This window comes from Acinetobacter sp. YH01005, assembly GCF_013420465.1.
Lineage (GTDB): Bacteria > Pseudomonadota > Gammaproteobacteria > Pseudomonadales > Moraxellaceae > Acinetobacter > Acinetobacter amyesii.
Genome location: NZ_VOYA01000002.1, coordinates 16196 through 36830, shown reverse-complemented (window position 1 = coordinate 36830; position 20635 = coordinate 16196). Strand labels below are relative to the sequence as shown.

Here is a 20635-nt window from a genome sequence, read left to right as displayed (position 1 = left end):
TTGCACAATAGCATAAATTTAGCGAAATGATGATCTGATATGTCTTTCTTTGCATTGGGTGTCAACCATCAAACCGCTTCTGTAGAGCTGCGTGAACAGATTGCATTTAACCCTGAAAAGTTAACTGCACTGCTTGAACAGCAAAGCCATACGCCTGAACTCAATGACATGGTGGTGGTGTCTACATGTAATCGTACCGAAGTCTATGCGATGTCTGAAAATGCAGACGTGGTATTGAATTGGCTCGCCCAATCAAATGGTATCGATGTAAAGCAATTGTCAAATCATGTGTATCGTTATGAAAATGCACAAGCGGTGACACACCTCATGCGTGTGGCTAGCGGCTTGGATTCGCTCATGCTTGGTGAGCCTCAAATTTTAGGTCAAGTCAAAACGGCTTTGTCCTTAGCCAAAGATGCCGAAACCGTTTCCCCAAATTTAAACCGTATTTTTGAATATGCCTTTTATGCGGCAAAACGTGTGCGTTCTGAAACAGCCGTTGGAAGTCATGCGGTGTCGATGGGCTATGCTGTTGCTCAGCTCGCTTTACAGGTCTTTAGTCAGCCTGAAAAATTGACGGTGATGATTGTTGCTGCTGGTGAAATGAATAGCTTGGTTGCAAAGCATTTGGCCGAAATGGGTGTGGGCAGAATTATTATCTGTAACCGTACACGTGCCCGTGCCGAAGCTTTATCGCAAGAGATTGCTCATCGTGTAGAAGTTGAAATTATTGATTTTGCAGATTTGGCAGACAATTTACATCGTGCAGATGTAATTTCAAGTTGTACCGGAAGCTTGCATCAAGTGATTTATTTTGCGGATGTCAAAGCAGCACTGAAAAAACGTCGTTATAAACAAATGCTATTGGTTGATTTGGCTGTACCACGAGATATTGAAGCCAAAGTTGAAAGTCTAGATGGCGTTTATTTATATGGTGTCGATGACCTGCAAACTGTCATTGAAGAAAATTTGGCTCAGCGTCGTCAGGCGGCAGTTGAAGCCGAAGTGATGGTCAATCAGCTTGCGACAGATTTAATCACACAGCAAAAAGTGAATTTGGCTGGTTCGACGATTCATGCATACCGTGAACATGGTGAGTCATTACGTCAAGAAGAACTGACTTTGGCGCTGAATCGTCTACAAAAGGGTGAAGATGCTGCGAAGATTATGCAAGAAATGTCGCATCGTTTAACCCAAAAGCTGCTGCATCCAACCTCTATTGTGCTGCGTAATGCGGCGATGGCGGAAGACCCAGCATATTTTGAAATGATAGAGCAAGATTTAGTTAATGTGGCTGAAAATCGCCGTAAACCAAAGAAATAAATAAGCTGATTCATTGAAAAGTATGTTGTTCACAGCTTGAACTTGAAGTTAAAACTTAATCTTCAAGGAGTGTGAGCGATCTTTTTTTATCAATATCATAAATACGTTGTTTTAAATTACGCATTTCTGCAAGGCTAGAAAACTTATTCGACTTGATCTTGAGTTGTAAGAATTGATATTGCAATTTTGTCGATAAATCTGCTGCGAGTTTATCTGCTTGTTCAGGTGATGATGTATAGTCACTGATATTGGCATGCTCTAAAATATGTTGTAATTCATGATGATGTGCTGCGCAAGCACCGAGTACATAATAGGTCGATAACTCTGGGTCATCAGGCAATTCATCAAAAATCACATTGAAAATATTTAAAACGTGATAAAGCAAGAGATCTTGTGAAACTAAGGCGCGTAAAGGCTCAAAATGAATGTAGAGATAAGGATGATTGATTAAAATCGCAATCACATATTCTTCAGCATCAATTTTTGTACTAAAGCTCAGAGACGCATCATTATTGACTTGAGGCTGCCACTTTCGGCTAAACCCTAATTTTTCACGGAAATATTGTTGTAGCAAATAACGATATGAACCACCTTTCGGTAACAGTTCAGTCAGTTGTCTCAGTTCACCCATCACCTGACTTTTACCTTCAGGCGAAGCAACATTATGATTTTGCGTTAAATGTGCAAAAACAAATTCAGAAAGTAGCGGTGAGGTGTCCAATAAACGTCGAAAATTTTCGATACCTTCACGACGGATCAATGAATCTGGGTCGTGGTCATTCGGCAAAACAAAGAATTTAAGTTCTCGTCCATCATTCAGTAATGGCAGGGCAATTTCAAGCGTACGACGAGCTGCTTTTTGACCCGCGGCATCACCATCAAATGCAATGGTAATACGGCTATTTTGCTTAAATAAAATGTTTAAATGTTCTGTATTACTGGCTGTCCCAAGAGTTGCTACAGCGCCATGAATGCCATATTGCTGAAGGGCAATGACATCCATATAACCTTCGACCATTAACCAGTCTTGGGCTTTTTGTTTACGGCCTTCATATAAACCATAAAGTAACTGGTTTTTATGGAAAACTTCAGAGTCTGGAGAGTTGATATACTTCGGTTTGATTTCATCATTTAGGGCACGACCACCAAAACCGACCACACGACCTTTCGCATCTCGAATCGGGAAAATCACCCGCTCGCGCAGTAGGTCAAAGTCACGACCACTGTCACTGGTTCGAATCAAACCGAGAAGTTTGAGTCCTTCGATATCTTGTGGAAAGGCTTTTTCTAAATGTTGCCAATCTTCAGGGGCATAGCCTAAGCGCCAATAGGCGATGGTGTCTGCACTGAGACCCCGTTGTTTAAAATAAGCTTGCCCAATTGGACTGAGCGGAAGTTGTTGTTCATAAAACTGTGCGACATTTTCCAGCAAGTCATATAAGTTTCCATCTTGCGGCACATCTTCAAAAGCATTGGCAACTTGGTCAAAGTGAGCAAACGGATCGCTCCCATAAAAGGCTTCTTCGCTATTTTGAAACTCAGCAAATGGGTCGTGTTCGAAATTTACTGCAGCAGGAGCAGTCTGTGTTTCGCCTGTTTGGGGCGTCAGAGCTTTTGTTTCGATTGCAGGTTTTTGTACAGGTTTAGGTTTAGATTCGCGCTTATATTTGAGTTTATTGGAATCGTTATTGTCTTTCGGTAGTTCAATACCTGTTTGGCTTGATAAATCCTTCATTACTTCAATAAAGTTACGGCTACCAATATCCATTAAAAAACGGATGGCATTACCATTGGCCTGACAACCAAAGCAGTGAAAATATTGTTTATCGCGATAGACATGGAAAGATGGCGATTTTTCCTGATGGAATGGGCAGCATCCTGAGTAGGTACGTCCAGTCTTTTTCAATTTCACAAATTGACCAATCACATCGACAATATCGGTGCGATCTAAAATTTGATCAATTGTATGTTGAGGAATGGCCATGCTGTTTTATCTGTCTATCTATTGAATTTGGGCAGTTCGTGAAATATGTTGAAATCAGCAATGCTGTACGTTCAGGGGAGATGCAGTACAGCATCGTCCATCGAACTATTGTATACCTTTTAATCTAACCGAATCTGTAGATCCTGAAAAGATAAAAGGGCAAGTATTCTAACTTGCCCTTTGTGAAAAATCGACCTTCGTTGCGACTATATTATTCAGCTGATTCTGACGACTCAGTTTTTTCGCTATGAGGACGATCCAATAAGCCAAAGCTTAAACGATTGGTTAAACTACGCTTTTCTTCATCAGTTTTCACTGCGTCTGTAGAGGTTTGCTCAGACATCGTTTGTGCTTCTTTACCGAAAATACCCAACGTTGCACGGTTAAGGAAGCTACCTTCACTACGTGCAGCACGCATATTGACTGTACCGTCTGACTTCACAAGTTTTGGATAGTTCAGTTTAAGCACGTCAATGTATTGCTGAGACGTGGTTTTATCACCAAGTTTGTCATAACCATAGGCAACCGTCGCTAGAGCTTCTGGAACTTGTGGTGCTTGAGGATAATGTTCGATCACCCAAAGTGAACGTTCAACAGCAGCTAACCATGCTTTACGCTTCACATTAAAACGTGCCGCATTCATCTCGCTTTCAGCCAATTCTTGACTGATGAACTTCATACGTTGTGCGGCATCGACTGCATATTCGCTCGATGGGTAGCGACGGATAAAGTCGACAAAGTTTTGATAAGCCACTTTGAGATAGCTCACATCACGATGCGATTGCTTTAAAGAAGTATAGCGAAGCAAACCGTTGTAGTTTTGCTCCATGTTTGAAACACCACGCACGTAGTACGCATAATCAACTTGCGGATGTTGTGGGTTCATACGAATAAAACGGTCTGCAAGTGCAATCGCACCTTCATAGTCTTTTTGCTGAAACTTTACATACAATAGTTCAAGTTGTGCTTGCTGCGCATAGTTACCTGTAGGGTAGTAGGTCTCTAGAGCTTCAAGGTGTTTTGCTGCATCTGTATATTGGTTACGTTCAAGCGCTTTTTGTGCTTTTTCGATATAAATCTGTTCGCTTGATTGTGGACCTGTGTCGACCACTTCTTTCTTTGGATTACTGCTACAGCCTACCATTGCCGATGCAATGCCTATTGTTAGAGCAAGCATTGTCATTTTATATTTTGGTAGCGACATAAAAATTCCTCTGTTAATACGGGCAATGAGCTACAATTGAACTATTAAACCACTTTTGTCTGAATGAGCAAATGAGTCAAGCACAATCTTCCAATTCTAATTTCCCTGAAACTGATTTCAATTTACTTGAAGATTCTGAGGATGCAGATAACCATACTTCAGACTCAACTGCAACACGTTTATCGTTGCAATTTCAATTGGATGAAAGCTATTTAGGACAACGTATTGATCAGGTTTCAGCACTGGTTTGGACTGATTTTTCTCGTGAAAAGCTAAAACAGTGGCTCAAAGAGGGCCATTTGTTGGTCAATGGTAACACTGTGAAACCAAAGTACAAATGCGAAGGCACAGAGTTACTGACTTTAGACGTCGAGTTAGAAGCACAAACACGTAGCTTACCTGAAGATATTCCACTCAATATTGTCTATGAAGATGACGATATTATGGTGATTAATAAACCTGTCGGTATGGTTGTTCATCCGGGCGCTGGAAACAGTACAGGCACATTGGTGAATGCAATTTTGTATCACTACCCAAAATCTTCAGAGTTGACCCGTGCAGGTTTGGTGCATCGTATTGATAAAGACACCTCAGGTCTGTTGGTTGTTGCGAAAAACCTCGAATCCCAATTTTCTTTAAGTAAGCAATTGGCGAAGAAATCGGTTTACCGCATTTACGATTTGATCGTATATGGCAACATTATTGCTGGCGGTACAGTCGATGAACCAATTAAACGTCATCCTGTCGATCGCATTAAAATGGCTGTCTTGCCGGGCGGTAAAGATGCGGTGACTCACTATAATGTGAAAGAACGGTTCCAAAACTTTACCCGCGTTCAAGCACGTTTAGAAACGGGTCGTACCCATCAAATTCGTGTGCATTTTACTTATATCGGTCATGGTCTTGTGGGCGATCAAGTGTATGTACCACGTGTACGTATGCCTGCAGGCGCGTCGGTGTTATTAGATGACACTTTACGTGGCTTTAAACGTCAGGCTTTACATGCGGTTAAATTGGGTCTCGTTCATCCACGTACAGGTGAAGACATGATGTTTGAAGCACCATGGCCTGAAGACTTTAATCAATTGGTTGAAGTATTACGTAGCGAAAATAAAGCGTATTAAGTTTTAACCTGATTTACACGCCATAGATAGAAAAGGACGGCAACATGCAATTTGTTCAGGGACTTCCACAGGGTGTTTTTGTGGGACAAACTCGAGTTCATCATGATCAGACGCAACCCGCTGAACAACCTGAACTGGCAGGATTTAATCTGGCATTGCATGTGGGAGATGATGCAGCGCGTGTGCAAAAGCACCGGATGCAATTGCTCAAAGACTTTGCTAAATATGGCGTGAATAAAATCAGCTGGATGAACCAAACCCACAGTACGCTATGCCATCGCATTGATGAACAGATCAACTTTGTTGCACCCGAAGGCGATGGTATGGTCACGCAGTCTAAACATCATGCCCTGATGATGATGACCGCAGACTGCTTACCCGTGGTTTTGGGTAATGCTGACGGGACAGAAGTTGCCAATCTGCATGCAGGTTGGAAGGGCTTGGCCAACGGTATTGTGGAAAACACCATTGCAGCCATGCACACACAGCCAACATGGGCTTGGTTGGGGGCAGCAATTTGCCAAGAGAGTTTTGAAATTGGTGCAGAAGTCAAAGCTGCCTTTTGTTCAAAATACCCAGAACTTGAAAGTGCATTTAAAGCTGGTGTAAAGGAAGGCAAATATTATGCTGATCTTTATGCGATAGCACGTTATATTCTTGCATTACATGGGGTTAAAGCTGTAACAGGTGGCGACCAATGTACCTTTTTGCAAACTGAAGAATATTTTTCATATCGCCGCGAAGCGAAAACAGGGCGCATGGCAACATTCGTCTTTATGCTTTGAAAATGCTAAACTTGACTGAATCTATCGACTTTTAAATGTTATGTCTTTGACTGCTAAATCTCTTGCTGTTGTTTACCACAGTCCCTACGGGCACACTGCCAAAGTGGCGAATTTCATTGTACAAGGTGCAGAAAAAGCCGGTGTAAAAGTCCATCTCATGAATGTAGAACATGTGGATTGGGATGTGTTGGACAGCGCAGATGCCATCGTTTTTGGATGCCCAACGTATATGGGTAGTATGAGTGCGGCAATGAAATTATTCATGGAGCAATCATCTAAACGCTGGTTAGCACGGACATGGCAAGGCAAGTTGGCTGCTGGTTTTACCAATGGTGGCGGCTTAAGTGGTGATAAATTGGCAGTATTGCAGCAAATTAATTTATTTGCCATGCAGCACGGCATGTTGTGGAGTGGTCTTCCATTGATGCCAACTGGACGGAGCACAACAGATTTAAATCGGATGTCGAGCTTTTTAGGTTTGATGACACAATCGGATAATGCGCCTGTTGAAGTCACTCCACCTACGGGCGATTTAGAAACCGCCATTTGGTTTGGTGAATATCTGGGGTTGTTGTTAAATAAAGTTAATTAATTTGTAAATAAATTATTTGAACTATCATTTATAAATCTTTGAAAACCCTAGTGATGGAAATATTACTGGGGTTTTTTATTGGCCTAAAATCTGTGAAAATTGGCATTTCGTATAACTAAGATGTGATGTGCGTCACATATTGCCATTCATTTGCGCCAAAGCTATTGATTTAATCTTCTCATAAATTTCACTCTGGATGAGTGGTAAATATTAAAAAGGATTAAACAATAGTAATGGCATTGACCTTATGTGTTTCTGACGTTGTTTTTGCAGCAGAAGGCTTGGTGGGATTAGCCGATGAAGAATTGTCTGCCATCAATGGTGCGGCATTGATGAATATGTCCTATACCGACCCTATTTTAGTCAACCAACAAATGGTCGATGAAAATATTGGTTTCTACAAACTCAGTTTAGATGCCGTCATGGATTTGAACGTCAATGTCAAAAGTTTGCAACTCGGCTGTGGTGGGGTAAATGGGTCAAATGGCTGTGATATTGATATTCGTCATCTAGCGCTGAGTGGTAATGTAACGTTGACCGATGCCAATGGTAATCCCGTCTTTAATGGTGATCGAGCGTCAACAAGTGCCAAACTAAAAAATCCATTTATTGAATTTGCCATTAAAAACCCTAAACAAGCCGCTTTACGCGAAGTTAAAGGCTTTCGTGTCAGTGCTGAATCTATTACGGGTTTATTGACCACAGGTATTCAAAATACAGGTGTGTCAACAGACGGGATTAAGTCACTGAGCGGTTATATGAAAATTGCACCGACTACAGGGACAGCAAAGACCCAAGCCGCGATCTTTGGGGATAGCAGCAGTGAGACTTTATCGGGGAACTTGGTGATTAACACGATTTGGAACAACGATCGTAGTTTTGTCAGCCAACCTGAAAATAGTCAAGGATTAAAAATTCCTTCAATGAATGTGCCATTTACCGTCCCTGAAATTACCATCAACGGAAAACGACAAACTCAAGCCGTTGCCAAAAATATCAGTGCGACTGTACCGTCGATTCAACTCAACCGTGATAGTGGTAGTTTGCAGGTCAAACTTGACCGTAATTTGTTATGGGTAGAAGGGGCGCAGTTCTTTATGGATTCGGGCTCATCAATTGATGGTTTGAAAATGAACATTACCTTTGAGCAAGCCTTAAATATGATTCATAACATTCCACTAAATGGCACAGCCGGTTATTTATCGCTTCAATCTCAAGATATCAGTTGGCCAGATGCCAATGCCGATGATATTGCACGTACAGGTTGGTGGATGTCATTTAAAGACCCGATCAATATTGGCAAATTGAATCCAACATCTGAAGTGGATATCTCAGGCGTCTTGCCACAAGTTGCACAAAAAGTATCGCAAATTTTAACCAATGAACCGATTTATATTCCCTTAGGTTCTGCTGTCGGTGCAGCATTTGGTCTGCCAATTTATAAAAATGTAGGTTCAATTAACCTCAGTAATGCAGGTGCGGCCAATTTAACTTTAAAAAATCAGGTCTTGGGGAATCAGGAAGTTCGGACTAACTGTTTTGGTGGGTTGAAATTCTGCTAAATCTGCAATTTAAAAATAAAAAAACCTCCAAGATGGAGGTTTTTTTATTGAACTTATTTATGAAAAATACGGGCTTTATCGCGCTGCCAATCACGGTCTTTTTCCGTTGCACGCTTGTCGTGAAGCTGTTTACCTTTTACTAAGGCAATTTCAAGTTTGGCATGAGGACCTTTCCAGTAACATGCCAAAGGCACACATGAATAACCTTTTTGGTTAATTGCACCTTGTAGTTTTTCAATTTCACGGCGGTTCAGCAATAATTTACGAGTACGTGTTGCTTCAGGCACTACATGTGTCGAAGCACTCAGTAAAGGTTGCACTTGAGCGCCGAATAAAAATGCTTCACCATTTTTAAACGTAATATAGCTCTCTACGATAGTCATTCGACCCGCACGCATTGATTTGACTTCCCAGCCTTGTAATGAAAGACCCGCTTCAAATTTTTCTTCAATGAAATAATCGTGACGCGCACGCTTATTTAGGGCAATCGTACTGCTACTATTTTTTTTAACTACTGCTTTCGTCATAATCAAAAACTTCCAAACTTATCACTATTGTACCCGAACTTTGAATAAGATGAAGTTTTTAAATTTACAAGCTGACTTCACCTATAAATCAAGATTTTGTTAAAATACCCGTCTACAAAATAACAGAGTACAACTGGATGTCTAAAACTCGTGTAATTTATCCGGGCACATTCGATCCAATTACTAATGGTCATATCGACTTAGTGACACGTGCATCACGCATGTTTGACGAAGTTGTCGTGGCAATTGCAATTGGACATCACAAAAACCCTGTGTTTAGTCTGGAAGAACGTGTTGCACTAGCGCAAGAGTCTTTAAGTCATTTGTCAAATGTTGAGTTTGTAGGTTTTGATGGGCTGTTGGTCAACTTCTTTAACGAGCAAAAAGCAACAGCCGTATTACGTGGTTTACGTGCAGTTTCAGATTTTGAATATGAATTTCAATTGGCAAATATGAATCGCCGTTTGGACAGTAAATTTGAAGCCGTGTTCTTAACCCCATCAGAGCAATATTCGTTTATTTCATCTACGCTCGTGCGTGAAATTGCACGTTTAAATGGTGATGTCACTCAGTTTGTACCACAAGCTGTTGTGGAAGCCTTTAAGCGTAAACAACAGCAAGGTTGGTAGAGTGTCTTTATATATCACTGATGAATGCATCAACTGCGATGTCTGTGAACCTGTATGCCCCAATGAGGCGATTTTCATGGGGGAACTCATTTATGAGATTAACCCTGATTTGTGTACGGAATGCGTTGGGCATCACGATAAACCGCAGTGTCAGTTGTTCTGTCCGGTGGATTGTATTCCATTGGATCCGGCTCATCCTGAAACTCAGGAACAGCTTCAACAAAAGTACGAAAAACTAACTGCTCAAAAAACATCAAGCAATTAGTTGTCAGATTTGTTAGAATGCGCCCCGAAGTGAACCAGACGATCGCTGCTGTGTATAGGTCTCCGTGACTAAAGCAGGGGAGGAAAGTCCGGGCTTCATAGGGCAAGGTGCCAGGTAACGCCTGGGCGGTGTGAGCCGACGGAAAGTGCAGCAGAGAGTAGACCGCCTTCATTATGGTATCGAGCAATCGAAATCGGAGGTAAGGGTGAAAGGGTGCGGTAAGAGCGCACCGCATGACTGGTAACAGTTCATGGCATGGTAAACCCCACCGGAAGCAAGACCAAATAGGGATCCTTTAGGCATGGCCCATGCTGGATCCGGGTAGGTCGCTTGAGCGTATGAGTGATTGTACGCCTAGAGGAATGATCGTCCTCGACAGAACCCGGCTTATCGGTTCACTTCAACAAATTTTGATCAAATACGCGCATTATGGGCTTGACGATATTTAAATATCCCTCCATAATGCGCGCACAGTTTAAGGCTATGTAGCTCAGTTGGTTAGAGCACCGCACTCATAATGCGGGGGTCACAAGTTCAAGTCTCGTCATAGCCACCATATTCAAAAAAAGACCACTCCGATTGAGTGGTCTTTTTTTATGTCTAAATCTTCCAAATTTAAAAAATTAACGGTAAACAAAACGACGCATGCCTGCACGTAAGGCAAATGCGCCATGCATATATACGCCACCCAGCCAATACGGCACATTGTAAATATCTTCATGGCGATATTTCACTAAAGCAAACTCAGCTAATAGTCCTTCAAAGAACATACCGCCAATGGCAAGCATGATGGCTAATATCAGTAGCCATGTACGCTCATAGCTAAATAGCCAGCGAATAAAAAAGCTCAGGTAAAAAATCCAACAAAGTGCTTCTGGATGAAAATTGCCAAATCCGCTGAGTATATAGACGATGGTAAATAGTATTAGGCTCTCGACGAGTGGCGCAGTGCCGTCATGATGGCAACTGAGCTGAGTCATCACATTGTGTTTAAGTCGTTGCGTAAGTTGAATATAGCTATATGCCATGAAAGCAAAGGCAATAAAAAAGCCGGGGAATACCCACCAAGCCTGATGGAAAAATAATGGGTTGGGATAATTAAGCGTTTGGGTATAGACATGAATCGCATCGCAAAATGTCGCGACAATTGCTGCCAGCAGGGCAAGTATAAATATGCCTGAGAATTGAGTGGTTCTCGTCATCATTCATCCTGAAAAGTGGGGTCTTTTTATTTTATGAGTTCTTTATAGTCTGAATTTGAGGAAAAGGCTATGACAAGTTACGAGATGCTTATGGGTTAAATGTTAATTTATAGCGCTACTGCTATACTCAATACATAGTTAACTTGATGAATATAAATAGAAATGATGGATAATCAATTAAACTGGGCTAAAGATAATTTTGAGAATATTGAAACTGCATGGGAAGGCGATCTTTGGGATCGCCGTCGCTTAGGAGAGCAACTTACAAATTACGTCGATCGCTTAAATTGCGGAGCTGTTCTTGCTTTGGATGCACGATGGGGTGAGGGAAAAACGTGGTTTGTTCGTCACTGGGCGAAACATTTAGATGATACTCAGCATAACGTGATCTATTTGGATGCATTTGCTAATGATTATTTGGAAGATCCATTTTTAACGATTGCCGCTGAAATAAGTCAAACTTTTAAAGAATCAGAAGAAATTGATGATGATGAAATTAAAGATTTTAATGCTAAGACTGCTTCAGTATTAATATCGCTGGCGGCTGTCATACCAATAATTGCGGCTAAAGCGGGGATGCATTGGATTGGCTTGGGTGGAGCTGGAGAAGCATTTAAAGAGGTATATGAAGAAGGAAAAGAGTTGTATGACACAGCAAGTGAGGAAATAGCTGCAAAAGTTAAGGAGAAAATCGAAAAGAAAATAGAGAATCATCAAGTTGAGAAACAAACAATTCATGACTTTAAGAAAGAACTTGCTGTATTAGCTGGAAAATTAGATAAACCTTTAGTTTTTATTATTGATGAATTGGATCGATGTCGTCCTGATTTTGCAATTCGTCTAATTGAAAGAATTAAGCACTTTTTTGATATTCCAAAAATTGTTTTTGTTTTGGTAATGAATAAGCCTCAATTATTACAATCAGTCAAATCATACTATGGCTATGATTCAGAGATGAATGGAGATTATCTTGAAAAATTTGTGGATTTTACGTTTAAATTTCCAAATTTAGATAATTCTGTATCACATGAAAAAATAATAAAAGATCAGCTGTTTAGAGTTGGGGAAATTTCAACGAAGGAAGGTGATTCCGAGTTGTATTTTTGGATTATTAATTTTCAAATGACTAAAAAATATAATTCTAGGGAGTTGATAAAAAAAATTAACCAATACGCACTTTTAAGGACTGATGATCCGAAGTTAAATTTAATTTTATGTGGATTTATTTTTGATGGGTTATTTGAAGTGACTTATCCATATCTTACAAAGCAAATTCATAATTTATATAATTATTTTGAAGGTACTGATGATATGTATATGACAAAAAGCTATTTTATTAATCAAAAGATTGTAGAACACACAAATATCAAAAATTCTATAATCTGTGAAATATATGATGCAATTCAATATTTAGAAAATAATTATAAAACTCAAGGTCAACAAGGACAAAAAGAGAGTGCTATGAGTCGGATTTTAAATCAATATTGTGTTGGTACAAAAATAAATATAAAGAATTTCAAAGATATTTGGAGGCAATACATTAAAACAGGGTTATTTGAAGTACAGGAATAATTTTTCAATATCATCTGTCTGCAACTGCTCCCGCATCTTTAAAAACTGCTTTTCATCTAAATCATAGAGCTTAAGTGAAAGTAGTTTTTCGATATCTTCCAGAGGGAAACGATATTTAATAATTTGAGCAGGCACGCCGCCGACAACAGCATAAGGTGGTACATCTTTAGTTACCACAGCGCCTGTAGCCACCACAGCACCTTCACCGAGTGTAACGCCTTGCATAATCATGGCGCGTGAGCCGATCCAGCAGCCATCACCAATGATTGTATCACCCGCAGGGACAAAACTCCGTGTATCAAACGGAAAGGCTGAAATCCAGTCTGTTCGGTGGAGTTGGTTACCGCCCATCATAATCACGCATTCTGCGCCAAAGCAGACGAAATTGCCGATATAAAGCTGGTCAATTGGTTTCTCTGGTGTGGCTGGTTTGTCATGCAGATAACGCACCACACAACGCTCGAAACCTTGATCCCAATAAGCTGAGTAATAGCTGTAATTGCCCTTGATATGAATATTCGGATTCTTCACGGTTTTGGAGATGAATTCGAACTCGCACCAATGGTTCACAGGGGAATTAATCAGTTTTTCAGCCATAACCAAAATACAAAAATAAGGAATACGCCATTATAGCGAATTGGTCTCTAAGCTGGAGAACAATCCCATTCAATAACTGGCCTGATCAGGATTAAGTTTTATATGGCCTTAGCGGATTGAGGAATACGCGCAATGACTTTGATTTCGAAGTCAAAACCTGCCAGCCAGGTCACCCCCACAGCTGTCCAATTCGGATAGGGCCTTTGCGTAAAAATCTGGTTTTTAACTTTCATAATGCTTTCAAATTGCTGTTCAGGATTGGTGTGAAAGGTCGTGACGTCGACAATATCATCGAAAGTACAACCAGCCGCTGCCAATGTAGCAGCCAAGTTTTCAAAAGCTCGTTCTACCTGTTTCTCAAAGTCAGGTTCAGGACTGCCATCTTCACGGCTACCGACCTGGCCTGATACAAAGAGTAAATTTTCCGATTTAATAGCAGCAGAGTAACCATGCTGTTCATACAAGGCATGGCGATCTTGGGGAAATATTGCAATTCTAGTCATGTTTATTCTCATTCAATATCTGGTTTTAAAAGTGGGGGGAAAGCAGTTTTATTTTTGACATACGTATCGTATGTCAACATAATTGACATACGCCTGGTATGTCAATTAAAATTTTTGTGATGATGAGGTAATCAAAGCAATGTCTGTTCGTGAAAAAAAAATGGCGGCAACCCGCAAGAAACTGATTGAAGTGGCACGCCGTACGTTTGCTGAGTATGGCTATGTAGACACCTCAATGGATAAACTCACGGCAGAAGCAGGGCTGACCCGTGGTGCGCTGTACCATCATTTTGGCGATAAAAAGGGCTTATTTGCTGCCGTGGTCGATCAGATTGATTCAGAAATGGCTGAATATGCCGGGCAACATCTGGAGCAGCCTGATGATCTATGGGAGGGATTGATGCTTGAAGGGCGTACCTATATCGAACATGCTTTAAATGCTGAGTTCCAACGGATTGTGCTACGTGATGGTCCGGCAGTATTAGGGGACCCCGCACATTGGCCAAGTCAAAATAAATGCCTGCAGTCGACACGTGAATGCGTAGAACAGTTATTGGCAGCAGACCGAATTAAAGCAGTGAATTCTGAAGCGGCAGCCATATTTTTAAATGGTGCAGCAATGAATGCAGCACTATGGGTCGCTTCTAGTGAGGATCCTGCACAGGTCTTACCTCAGGCTTTACAGGCATTTGAAGCCTTGGCATCTGGCTTCTTAAAATAAAATCGATGGGAATTTCTAGGCTCAATAAAAAACCCCTCATCTGAGGGGTCTTACAGCCTAAAATATCTAGTTAAAAATTAGATATATTCAACGCTTACAATTTCGTATTCAACTTCACCTTGTGGTGTCACGATTTTCACATCGTCGCCTTCGTTTTTACCCAGCAGGCCACGCGCGATCGGAGAGTTCACAGAGATCTTGTTGATCTTAAAGTCTGCTTCATCATCACCTACGATTTTATAAGTCTTTTGTTCTTCAGTATCTAAGTTTTCAATGGTCACAGTCACACCGAAAACCACACGGCCATTTTGCTCAAGTGATTTAACATCAATCACTTGGCAAGCACCCAGTTTACCTTCGATATCTTGGATACGGCCTTCACAGAAACCTTGTTGCTCGCGAGCAGCGTGGTATTCTGCGTTTTCTTTCAAATCCCCATGTTCACGCGCTTCAGCAATTGCTGCAGTAATACGTGGACGATCAACACTTTTAAGTTGCTGTAATTCTTTCTCTAGGGCAATTTTGCCTTCGGGAGTCATAGGATAACGTTGCATTGTTGTCCCTCATGTTTGTAAAAAGAAAAAATCAGTAAAATTTTTACTGACCTAGAAATGAAAAAAAGCCCGCCACCGAGAGGTGGCGGGACTTCTCGGTAACTTAATTAACCTTTAGTAAGGTCTTGTAAGCGGTATACATCCATTGGCAATTTGATTGCTAAAGCTTGGCATACTGCATCAGCACCGTTAAGGGTAGTTGTGTAATACACTTTACCTTGTAATGCAGAGCGACGGATCGAGAATGAATCTTCTTGAGCCTGTTTGCCTTCAGTTGTATTGATAATGAGGTGAACTTCGCCATTTTTCAAGCGGTCTACGATATTAGGACGGCCTTCAGTCACTTTGTTCACACGTTCACATTCAATACCAGCATCTTTAATCACATCATAAGTACCGCCAGTAGCGATGACTTTGAAGCCAAGATCTGTTAACTGTTTCGCAATACCAACAGCACGAGGCTTGTCAGAATGACGAACAGATAAGAATGCATGTTTTACTTCGCTTTCCGTTGGTAGGCCTGGTAAACGGTCATTAGAGCCTAACACAGCTTTATAGAACGCTTCACCAAATGTTTTACCTACACCCATCACTTCGCCTGTAGATTTCATCTCAGGGCCAAGAATTGGGTCAACACCAGGGAATTTGTTGAATGGGAACACTGCTTCTTTTACAGAGAAGTGTTCAGGAATAATCTCTGTAGTGAATCCTTGAGATTCTAAAGATTGACCAGCCATACAACGCGCAGCAACTTTCGCTAAAGATTCACCAATGCACTTAGATACGAATGGAACAGTACGTGATGCACGTGGGTTCACTTCTAGAATGTATACGTCAGTGCCTTTAACAGCAAACTGAACGTTCATTAAACCAATTACGCCAAGCTCTTTCGCCATAGCGATGGTTTGACGGCGCATTTCGTCCTGAACTTCTTTAGATAAAGAGTAAGGAGGAATAGAACATGCTGAGTCACCTGAGTGAATACCCGCTTGTTCGATGTGCTGCATGATACCGCCGATCACAACGTCTTTACCGTCAGATACGCAGTCCACGTCAACTTCAATCGCATCGTCTAGGAAGTGGTCAAGAAGTACTGGCGCTTCATTCGATGCTTGAACCGCATCACGTAGGTAGCGTTTCAATTCGTCATCGTTGTATACGATTTCCATCGCACGACCACCAAGGACATAAGAAGGACGTACCACAAGTGGGTAGCCAACTTTAGCAGCTTCAGCCATACCTTCTTCAGCAGATTTTACGATGCTGTTGTTTGGTTGACGAAGTTGCAGACGTTGAATCATTTGTTGGAAACGTTCACGGTCTTCCGCACGGTCAATTGCGTCTGGTGATGTACCGATGATTGGTGCACCAGCTTCTTCTAAAGCACGAGCCAATTTAAGCGGAGTTTGACCACCGTACTGAACGATAATGCCTTTTGGCTTCTCGATACGAACGATTTCAAGTACATCTTCCAAAGTAATTGGTTCGAAGTACAAACGATCTGATGTGTCGTAATCTGTAGAAACCGTTTCAGGGTTACAGTTCACCATGATGGTTTCATAACCGTCATCACGCATTGCAAGAGCCGCGTGTACACAGCAGTAATCGAATTCGATACCTTGACCAATACGGTTAGGACCGCCACCAATGACCATGATTTTGTCACGGTTCGATGGGTTCGCTTCACATTCTTCATCGTAAGTTGAGTACATGTAAGCTGTGTCAGATTCGAATTCTGCAGCACATGTATCTACACGTTTGTAAACTGGAGTTACGCCCAAGTTCCAACGGTGTTTACGGAATTGTTTTTGTGAAATGCCCATCAAGTCCGCAATGCGAAGGTCAGATAAACCTTTGCGTTTGAACGAACGGATGTTGTCCGCATTCAAATCACCAAAACCTAAAGTTTTGATTTGGTTTTCAGTTTTGATGATATCTTCGATTTGAATCAAGAACCAACGGTCAATTTTGGTTGCTTCAAATACTTCATCAAGGGTGAAACCGTGACGGAATGCATCGCCTACATACCAAATACGCTCTGGACCTGGCACTTTCAATTCAACAAGAATTTTCTCACGTGCGCCTTCAGTGCCCACAGCGATTTTTTCGTCAAAACCACATGCGCCCACTTCAAGACCACGAAGTGCTTTAGACACAGACTCTTGGAAGTTACGGCCAATGGCCATGACTTCACCTACAGATTTCATCTGAGTCGTCAAAGTTGCGTCAGCTTGCGGGAATTTCTCGAAGTTGAAACGAGGAATCTTGGTTACAACATAGTCGATCGCAGGTTCGAAAGATGCAGGGGTTGTACCGCCAGTGATGTCGTTTTTCAACTCATCAAGGGTATAACCTACAGCCAATTTCGCCGCGATTTTCGCAATTGGGAAACCTGTTGCTTTAGACGCAAGTGCAGATGAACGAGAAACACGTGGGTTCATCTCGATCACAACCATACGGCCGTCTTTCGGGTTGATACCGAACTGAACGTTAGAGCCGCCAGTTTCAACACCAATTTCACGAAGTACAGCTAAAGATGCATTACGTAAAAGCTGGAATTCTTTGTCTGTCAATGTTTGCGCAGGAGCAACAGTGATTGAGTCACCAGTGTGCACGCCCATTGGGTCAAAGTTTTCAATGGTACATACAATGATACAGTTGTCGTTTTTGTCACGAACAACTTCCATTTCGTACTCTTTCCAACCAATTAAAGATTCATCGATCAATAATTGTTTGGTTGGAGAAAGATCGAAACCGCGTTCACAGATTTCAATGAACTCTTCACGGTTGTAAGCGATACCACCACCTGAACCACCCATGGTGAATGATGGACGGATAATTACAGGGAAGCCGAAACGTGCTTGGATTTCCAAAGCGTGTTCCATGCTTTCTGCAACGTCAGCGCGAGGGCATTCCAAACCGATTTTACGCATTGCGATATCGAAAAGTTTACGGTCTTCCGCTTTTTCGATCGCCTCTTTCGTCGCGCCAATCAATTCAACATTGTATTTTTCTAAAATACCGTTGGCATCGAGTGCAAGGGCACAGTTCAATGCTGTTTGACCACCCATTGTAGGAAGAACTGCGTCTGGGCGTTCTTTCTCAATGATTGCAGCTACAGTTTGCCAAGTAATCGGCTCGATGTAAGTTGCGTCTGCCATAGCAGGGTCAGTCATAATGGTTGCTGGGTTAGAGTTTACCAAAATAACACGGTAGCCTTCTTCACGAAGGGCTTTACATGCTTGAGCACCTGAGTAGTCAAACTCACATGCTTGACCGATGACAATCGGACCAGCACCAATAATTAAGATGCTTTTAATGTCTGTACGTTTAGCCATGATGCTTCCTTAATTACTTCTTAGATGCTTCGATAAGTTCGATGAAATGATCGAACAATGGTGCGCAGTCATGTGGACCAGGGCTTGCTTCGGGGTGACCTTGGAAACTGAACGCAGGTTTGTCTGTACGATGAATCCCTTGAAGGGTTTGGTCGAACAGTGATTTGTGCGTAGCTTTCAAGTTTGCAGGTAATGTTTCTGCATCGACTGCGAAGCCATGGTTTTGCGAAGTAATCATCACAATACCAGTTTCCATGTTTTGAACAGGATGGTTGGCACCGTGGTGGCCGTGAGGCATTTTCACAGTTTTTGCACCTGAAGCAAGTGCAAGAATTTGGTGACCCAAGCAAATACCAAATACTGGTACATTGCGAGCATCTTCTACAATTGTTTTTACAGCTTCAATTGCGTAGTCACATGCAGCTGGATCGCCGGGGCCGTTCGATAAGAACACGCCATCTGGATTCAATGCAAGTACGTCAGCAGCAGGAGTTTGCGCAGGCACGACAGTCAATTTACAACCGCGGTCTGCGAGCATACGTAAGATGTTGGTTTTGACACCGTAATCGTATGCAACAACATGGAATTTAGCTTCAGGCTGAGAGAAACCTTTACCTAATGTCCAAGAACCTTCAGTCCATTCAAAGCCTTCAGGGTCACAGCATTCTTTTGCAAGGTCTAAACCATTTAAACCACCAAAAGCGCGTGCTTTAGCTAAAGCTTCTTCTTCTGTAATGTTTTCGCCAGCAAGGATACAACCATTTTGTGCACCTTTTGCTCGCAGAATACGCGTTAATTTACGTGTATCGATGTCTGCAATAGCAACAACATTGTGTTGTTCAAGGTAATCACCAAGTGATTGCTCAGCACGGAAGTTGCTATGCAATAAAGGTAGGTCACGAATGATCAATCCGTTAGCCCATACTTTATGAATTCGACCTGACTCAGCGTCTTCATCATTACAACCTGTGTTACCGATATGTGGGTAAGTTAGTGTCACAAGTTGTTGTGCATAACTAGGGTCAGTCAAAATTTCTTGATAGCCAGTCATTGCTGTATTAAAAACGACTTCACCAGTCGTACTACCCGATGCGCCAATAGAAGTACCTTTAAAGATAGTTCCGTCGGCAAGGGCTAAAATTGCTGGGGTGCTCAAACCAAAGCTCCTGAAATTTAGGCTGTAAAAAAGCGAGAAGACGAAAAAAAAGGAAGGCTGCTTAAAAACCTACCCTCCTTACATCTGCTCGCTTGAACTTAACACGGCATTATACGCAGAAAGCCACTGAAAGTCCATCGTAAATATCAGGAATAAAGCAGATAAAGCGCTTGCATTTTAGAATAAAGTTTGGTTTTGCAAAATCTTAGAAAAATGTAAGCAATTAATTATTGTCAGACAAATCATAAATTAAAATTTATCAAAAAGCGCTAATGTGGGTCGGTCAGCAAAAACTATAGGTACAAAGTCATGGCAACACAACAAAAACAAACAGCGGCTAAAACCTCCCTGAAAGAAGTCGTTATCGAAGGTGCTGAAAAGCTTGAACAAGTTGCAAAAGAGGCAAGTGTTCAAGCCACAGAAGCGGTCACTGAAAGCAAAGGAAAGATCGGAGCAGAGGCAAAGCAGTTGAATGCCAGTGTGCAAGATCAATTGCGTCAGTTGAAGCAAGATGTATTGAATAAACTTGATCAGTTAAAAGTTCAGTTTGGTTCATCGCAAAAAGATTTTAGCGAACTCAAAGAATTTGTGAAAACTGAGTTTAATACTGTTATTGATGATCTTTCAAAACTTGGAAAAGAGCTGAAAGAAGATGTGACCCAAATTTCAGGAAAGCACAAAGATCATCTAACAGAAACATTTAAGCGTTCTAAGGAACATACTTTGGAAGCGTGGAAAAAAGTTTCACCAGTGAAAGCTGAAGTTACGGATCAAACCACAGATCTTAAAAGTTAATTGTGAATGACATGAATTTTAAAACGCTTGAGCTAAGTCTAGTCATTCCAGGGAGCTGGATTCAGTGAGAGCGAATTAAACTTCAATTTAACGCTAAATATGCAAAAGGGAGTCATTAATGGCTCCCTTATTGTGAATGGTACATTTAAGTCCAAAATACTTATTTAAAATAAACAGGCAATAAAAAAGCAAAAGATCGTAC

At 41.5% G+C, this 20635-nt stretch carries 19 protein-coding genes, 1 tRNA gene and 1 other RNA gene; 12 read left to right on the top strand and 9 right to left on the bottom strand.

Annotated features, from left to right (window positions below; genetic code table 11):
- The first annotated feature begins 39 nt into the window (after positions 1–39).
- Complete coding sequence (hemA, locus tag FTT72_RS01335) at positions 40–1323, top strand: glutamyl-tRNA reductase (protein WP_180177742.1); 1284 nt, start codon at positions 40–42, stop codon at positions 1321–1323.
- A 55-nt stretch (positions 1324–1378) separates the two neighbouring features.
- On the opposite strand, the gene FTT72_RS01330 is transcribed toward hemA, so the two are convergent.
- Together FTT72_RS01330 and FTT72_RS01325 are read right to left on the bottom strand one after the other, a co-directional pair.
- Positions 1379–3307: a DNA primase gene (locus FTT72_RS01330; RefSeq protein WP_180089148.1), complete on the bottom strand. Its 1929-nt coding sequence runs from the start codon at positions 3305–3307 to the stop codon at positions 1379–1381.
- 211 nt (positions 3308–3518) lie between these two features.
- Entirely contained in the window at positions 3519–4511 is a 993-nt protein-coding gene (locus tag FTT72_RS01325; protein ID WP_180177741.1) for an outer membrane protein assembly factor BamD, read from the bottom strand.
- Positions 4512–4582: 71 nt separating this feature from the next.
- On the opposite strand from FTT72_RS01325, the gene rluD reads away from it, so the two are divergent.
- From rluD to FTT72_RS01305, 4 genes are all read left to right on the top strand, one after another.
- Positions 4583–5635: a 23S rRNA pseudouridine(1911/1915/1917) synthase RluD gene (gene rluD / locus FTT72_RS01320; RefSeq protein ID WP_180177740.1), complete on the top strand. Its 1053-nt coding sequence runs from the start codon at positions 4583–4585 to the stop codon at positions 5633–5635.
- 44 nt (positions 5636–5679) lie between these two features.
- The gene (gene pgeF, locus FTT72_RS01315) at positions 5680–6420 is read left to right on the top strand and encodes a peptidoglycan editing factor PgeF (protein WP_180117823.1); all 741 of its coding nucleotides are present in this window, start codon (positions 5680–5682) and stop codon (positions 6418–6420) included.
- 40 nt (positions 6421–6460) lie between these two features.
- On the top strand, positions 6461–7012 hold the full coding sequence (locus FTT72_RS01310) for a flavodoxin family protein (RefSeq protein WP_180011557.1): 552 nt from the start codon (positions 6461–6463) through the stop codon (positions 7010–7012).
- A 233-nt stretch (positions 7013–7245) separates the two neighbouring features.
- Entirely contained in the window at positions 7246–8574 is a 1329-nt protein-coding gene (locus FTT72_RS01305; protein ID WP_180177739.1) for a hypothetical protein, read from the top strand.
- A 53-nt stretch (positions 8575–8627) separates the two neighbouring features.
- Here the strand turns inward: FTT72_RS01305 and smpB are convergent, their stop codons facing one another.
- The gene (gene smpB / locus FTT72_RS01300; RefSeq protein WP_078191351.1) at positions 8628–9101 is read right to left on the bottom strand and encodes an SsrA-binding protein SmpB; all 474 of its coding nucleotides are present in this window, start codon (positions 9099–9101) and stop codon (positions 8628–8630) included.
- 137 nt (positions 9102–9238) lie between these two features.
- Here smpB and coaD point away from each other — a divergent pair, with 137 nt between their 5' ends.
- The 4 genes from coaD to FTT72_RS01280 all read left to right on the top strand — a co-directional run bounded on the left by coaD (position 9239) and on the right by FTT72_RS01280 (position 10551).
- A complete protein-coding gene (coaD, locus tag FTT72_RS01295) occupies positions 9239–9730 on the top strand; it encodes a pantetheine-phosphate adenylyltransferase (protein ID WP_078191350.1) in 492 nt (163 codons plus the stop codon).
- A gap of 1 nt (position 9731) precedes the next feature.
- The gene (locus FTT72_RS01290; protein ID WP_078191349.1) at positions 9732–9995 is read left to right on the top strand and encodes a YfhL family 4Fe-4S dicluster ferredoxin; all 264 of its coding nucleotides are present in this window, start codon (positions 9732–9734) and stop codon (positions 9993–9995) included.
- Between the two features lie 26 nt (positions 9996–10021).
- Positions 10022–10401, top strand: an RNA gene (gene rnpB / locus FTT72_RS01285) — RNase P RNA component class A.
- A 73-nt stretch (positions 10402–10474) separates the two neighbouring features.
- Positions 10475–10551 (top strand) — tRNA-Met (locus FTT72_RS01280).
- A gap of 67 nt (positions 10552–10618) precedes the next feature.
- On the opposite strand, the gene FTT72_RS01275 is transcribed toward FTT72_RS01280, so the two are convergent.
- Complete coding sequence (locus FTT72_RS01275) at positions 10619–11197, bottom strand: hypothetical protein (RefSeq protein WP_180039564.1); 579 nt, start codon at positions 11195–11197, stop codon at positions 10619–10621.
- Between the two features lie 162 nt (positions 11198–11359).
- On the opposite strand from FTT72_RS01275, the gene FTT72_RS01270 reads away from it, so the two are divergent.
- Positions 11360–12769, top strand: a complete 1410-nt coding sequence (locus tag FTT72_RS01270; RefSeq protein ID WP_180177738.1) for a P-loop NTPase fold protein — start codon at positions 11360–11362, stop codon at positions 12767–12769.
- Here FTT72_RS01270 and FTT72_RS01265 read toward each other — a convergent pair.
- Together FTT72_RS01265 and FTT72_RS01260 are read right to left on the bottom strand one after the other, a co-directional pair.
- Positions 12749–13366, bottom strand: a complete 618-nt coding sequence (locus FTT72_RS01265; RefSeq protein WP_180177737.1) for a CatB-related O-acetyltransferase — start codon at positions 13364–13366, stop codon at positions 12749–12751. The genes FTT72_RS01270 and FTT72_RS01265 overlap by 21 nt on opposite strands.
- 98 nt (positions 13367–13464) lie before the next feature.
- Positions 13465–13869, bottom strand: a complete 405-nt coding sequence (locus FTT72_RS01260) for a RidA family protein (RefSeq protein ID WP_180117534.1) — start codon at positions 13867–13869, stop codon at positions 13465–13467.
- Positions 13870–14008: 139 nt separating this feature from the next.
- Here FTT72_RS01260 and FTT72_RS01255 point away from each other — a divergent pair, with 139 nt between their 5' ends.
- Positions 14009–14590 carry a TetR/AcrR family transcriptional regulator gene (locus FTT72_RS01255; RefSeq protein ID WP_180177736.1) on the top strand — a complete coding sequence of 194 codons (582 nt, stop codon included), beginning with the start codon at positions 14009–14011 and terminating at the stop codon, positions 14588–14590.
- Between the two features lie 77 nt (positions 14591–14667).
- On the opposite strand, the gene greA is transcribed toward FTT72_RS01255, so the two are convergent.
- The 3 genes from greA to carA form a co-directional block, all read right to left on the bottom strand.
- Positions 14668–15144, bottom strand: coding sequence for a transcription elongation factor GreA (gene greA / locus FTT72_RS01250; protein WP_180117539.1), 477 nt, complete (start codon positions 15142–15144; stop codon positions 14668–14670).
- A 107-nt stretch (positions 15145–15251) separates the two neighbouring features.
- The gene (carB, locus tag FTT72_RS01245) at positions 15252–18482 is read right to left on the bottom strand and encodes a carbamoyl-phosphate synthase large subunit (RefSeq protein ID WP_180177735.1); all 3231 of its coding nucleotides are present in this window, start codon (positions 18480–18482) and stop codon (positions 15252–15254) included.
- Between the two features lie 13 nt (positions 18483–18495).
- Positions 18496–19638: a glutamine-hydrolyzing carbamoyl-phosphate synthase small subunit gene (gene carA / locus FTT72_RS01240; RefSeq protein WP_168378093.1), complete on the bottom strand. Its 1143-nt coding sequence runs from the start codon at positions 19636–19638 to the stop codon at positions 18496–18498.
- A 309-nt stretch (positions 19639–19947) separates the two neighbouring features.
- Between carA and FTT72_RS01235 the strand changes: the two genes are divergently transcribed.
- Positions 19948–20433, top strand: coding sequence for a hypothetical protein (locus FTT72_RS01235; protein WP_168378092.1), 486 nt, complete (start codon positions 19948–19950; stop codon positions 20431–20433).
- Positions 20434–20635 lie beyond the last annotated feature (202 nt).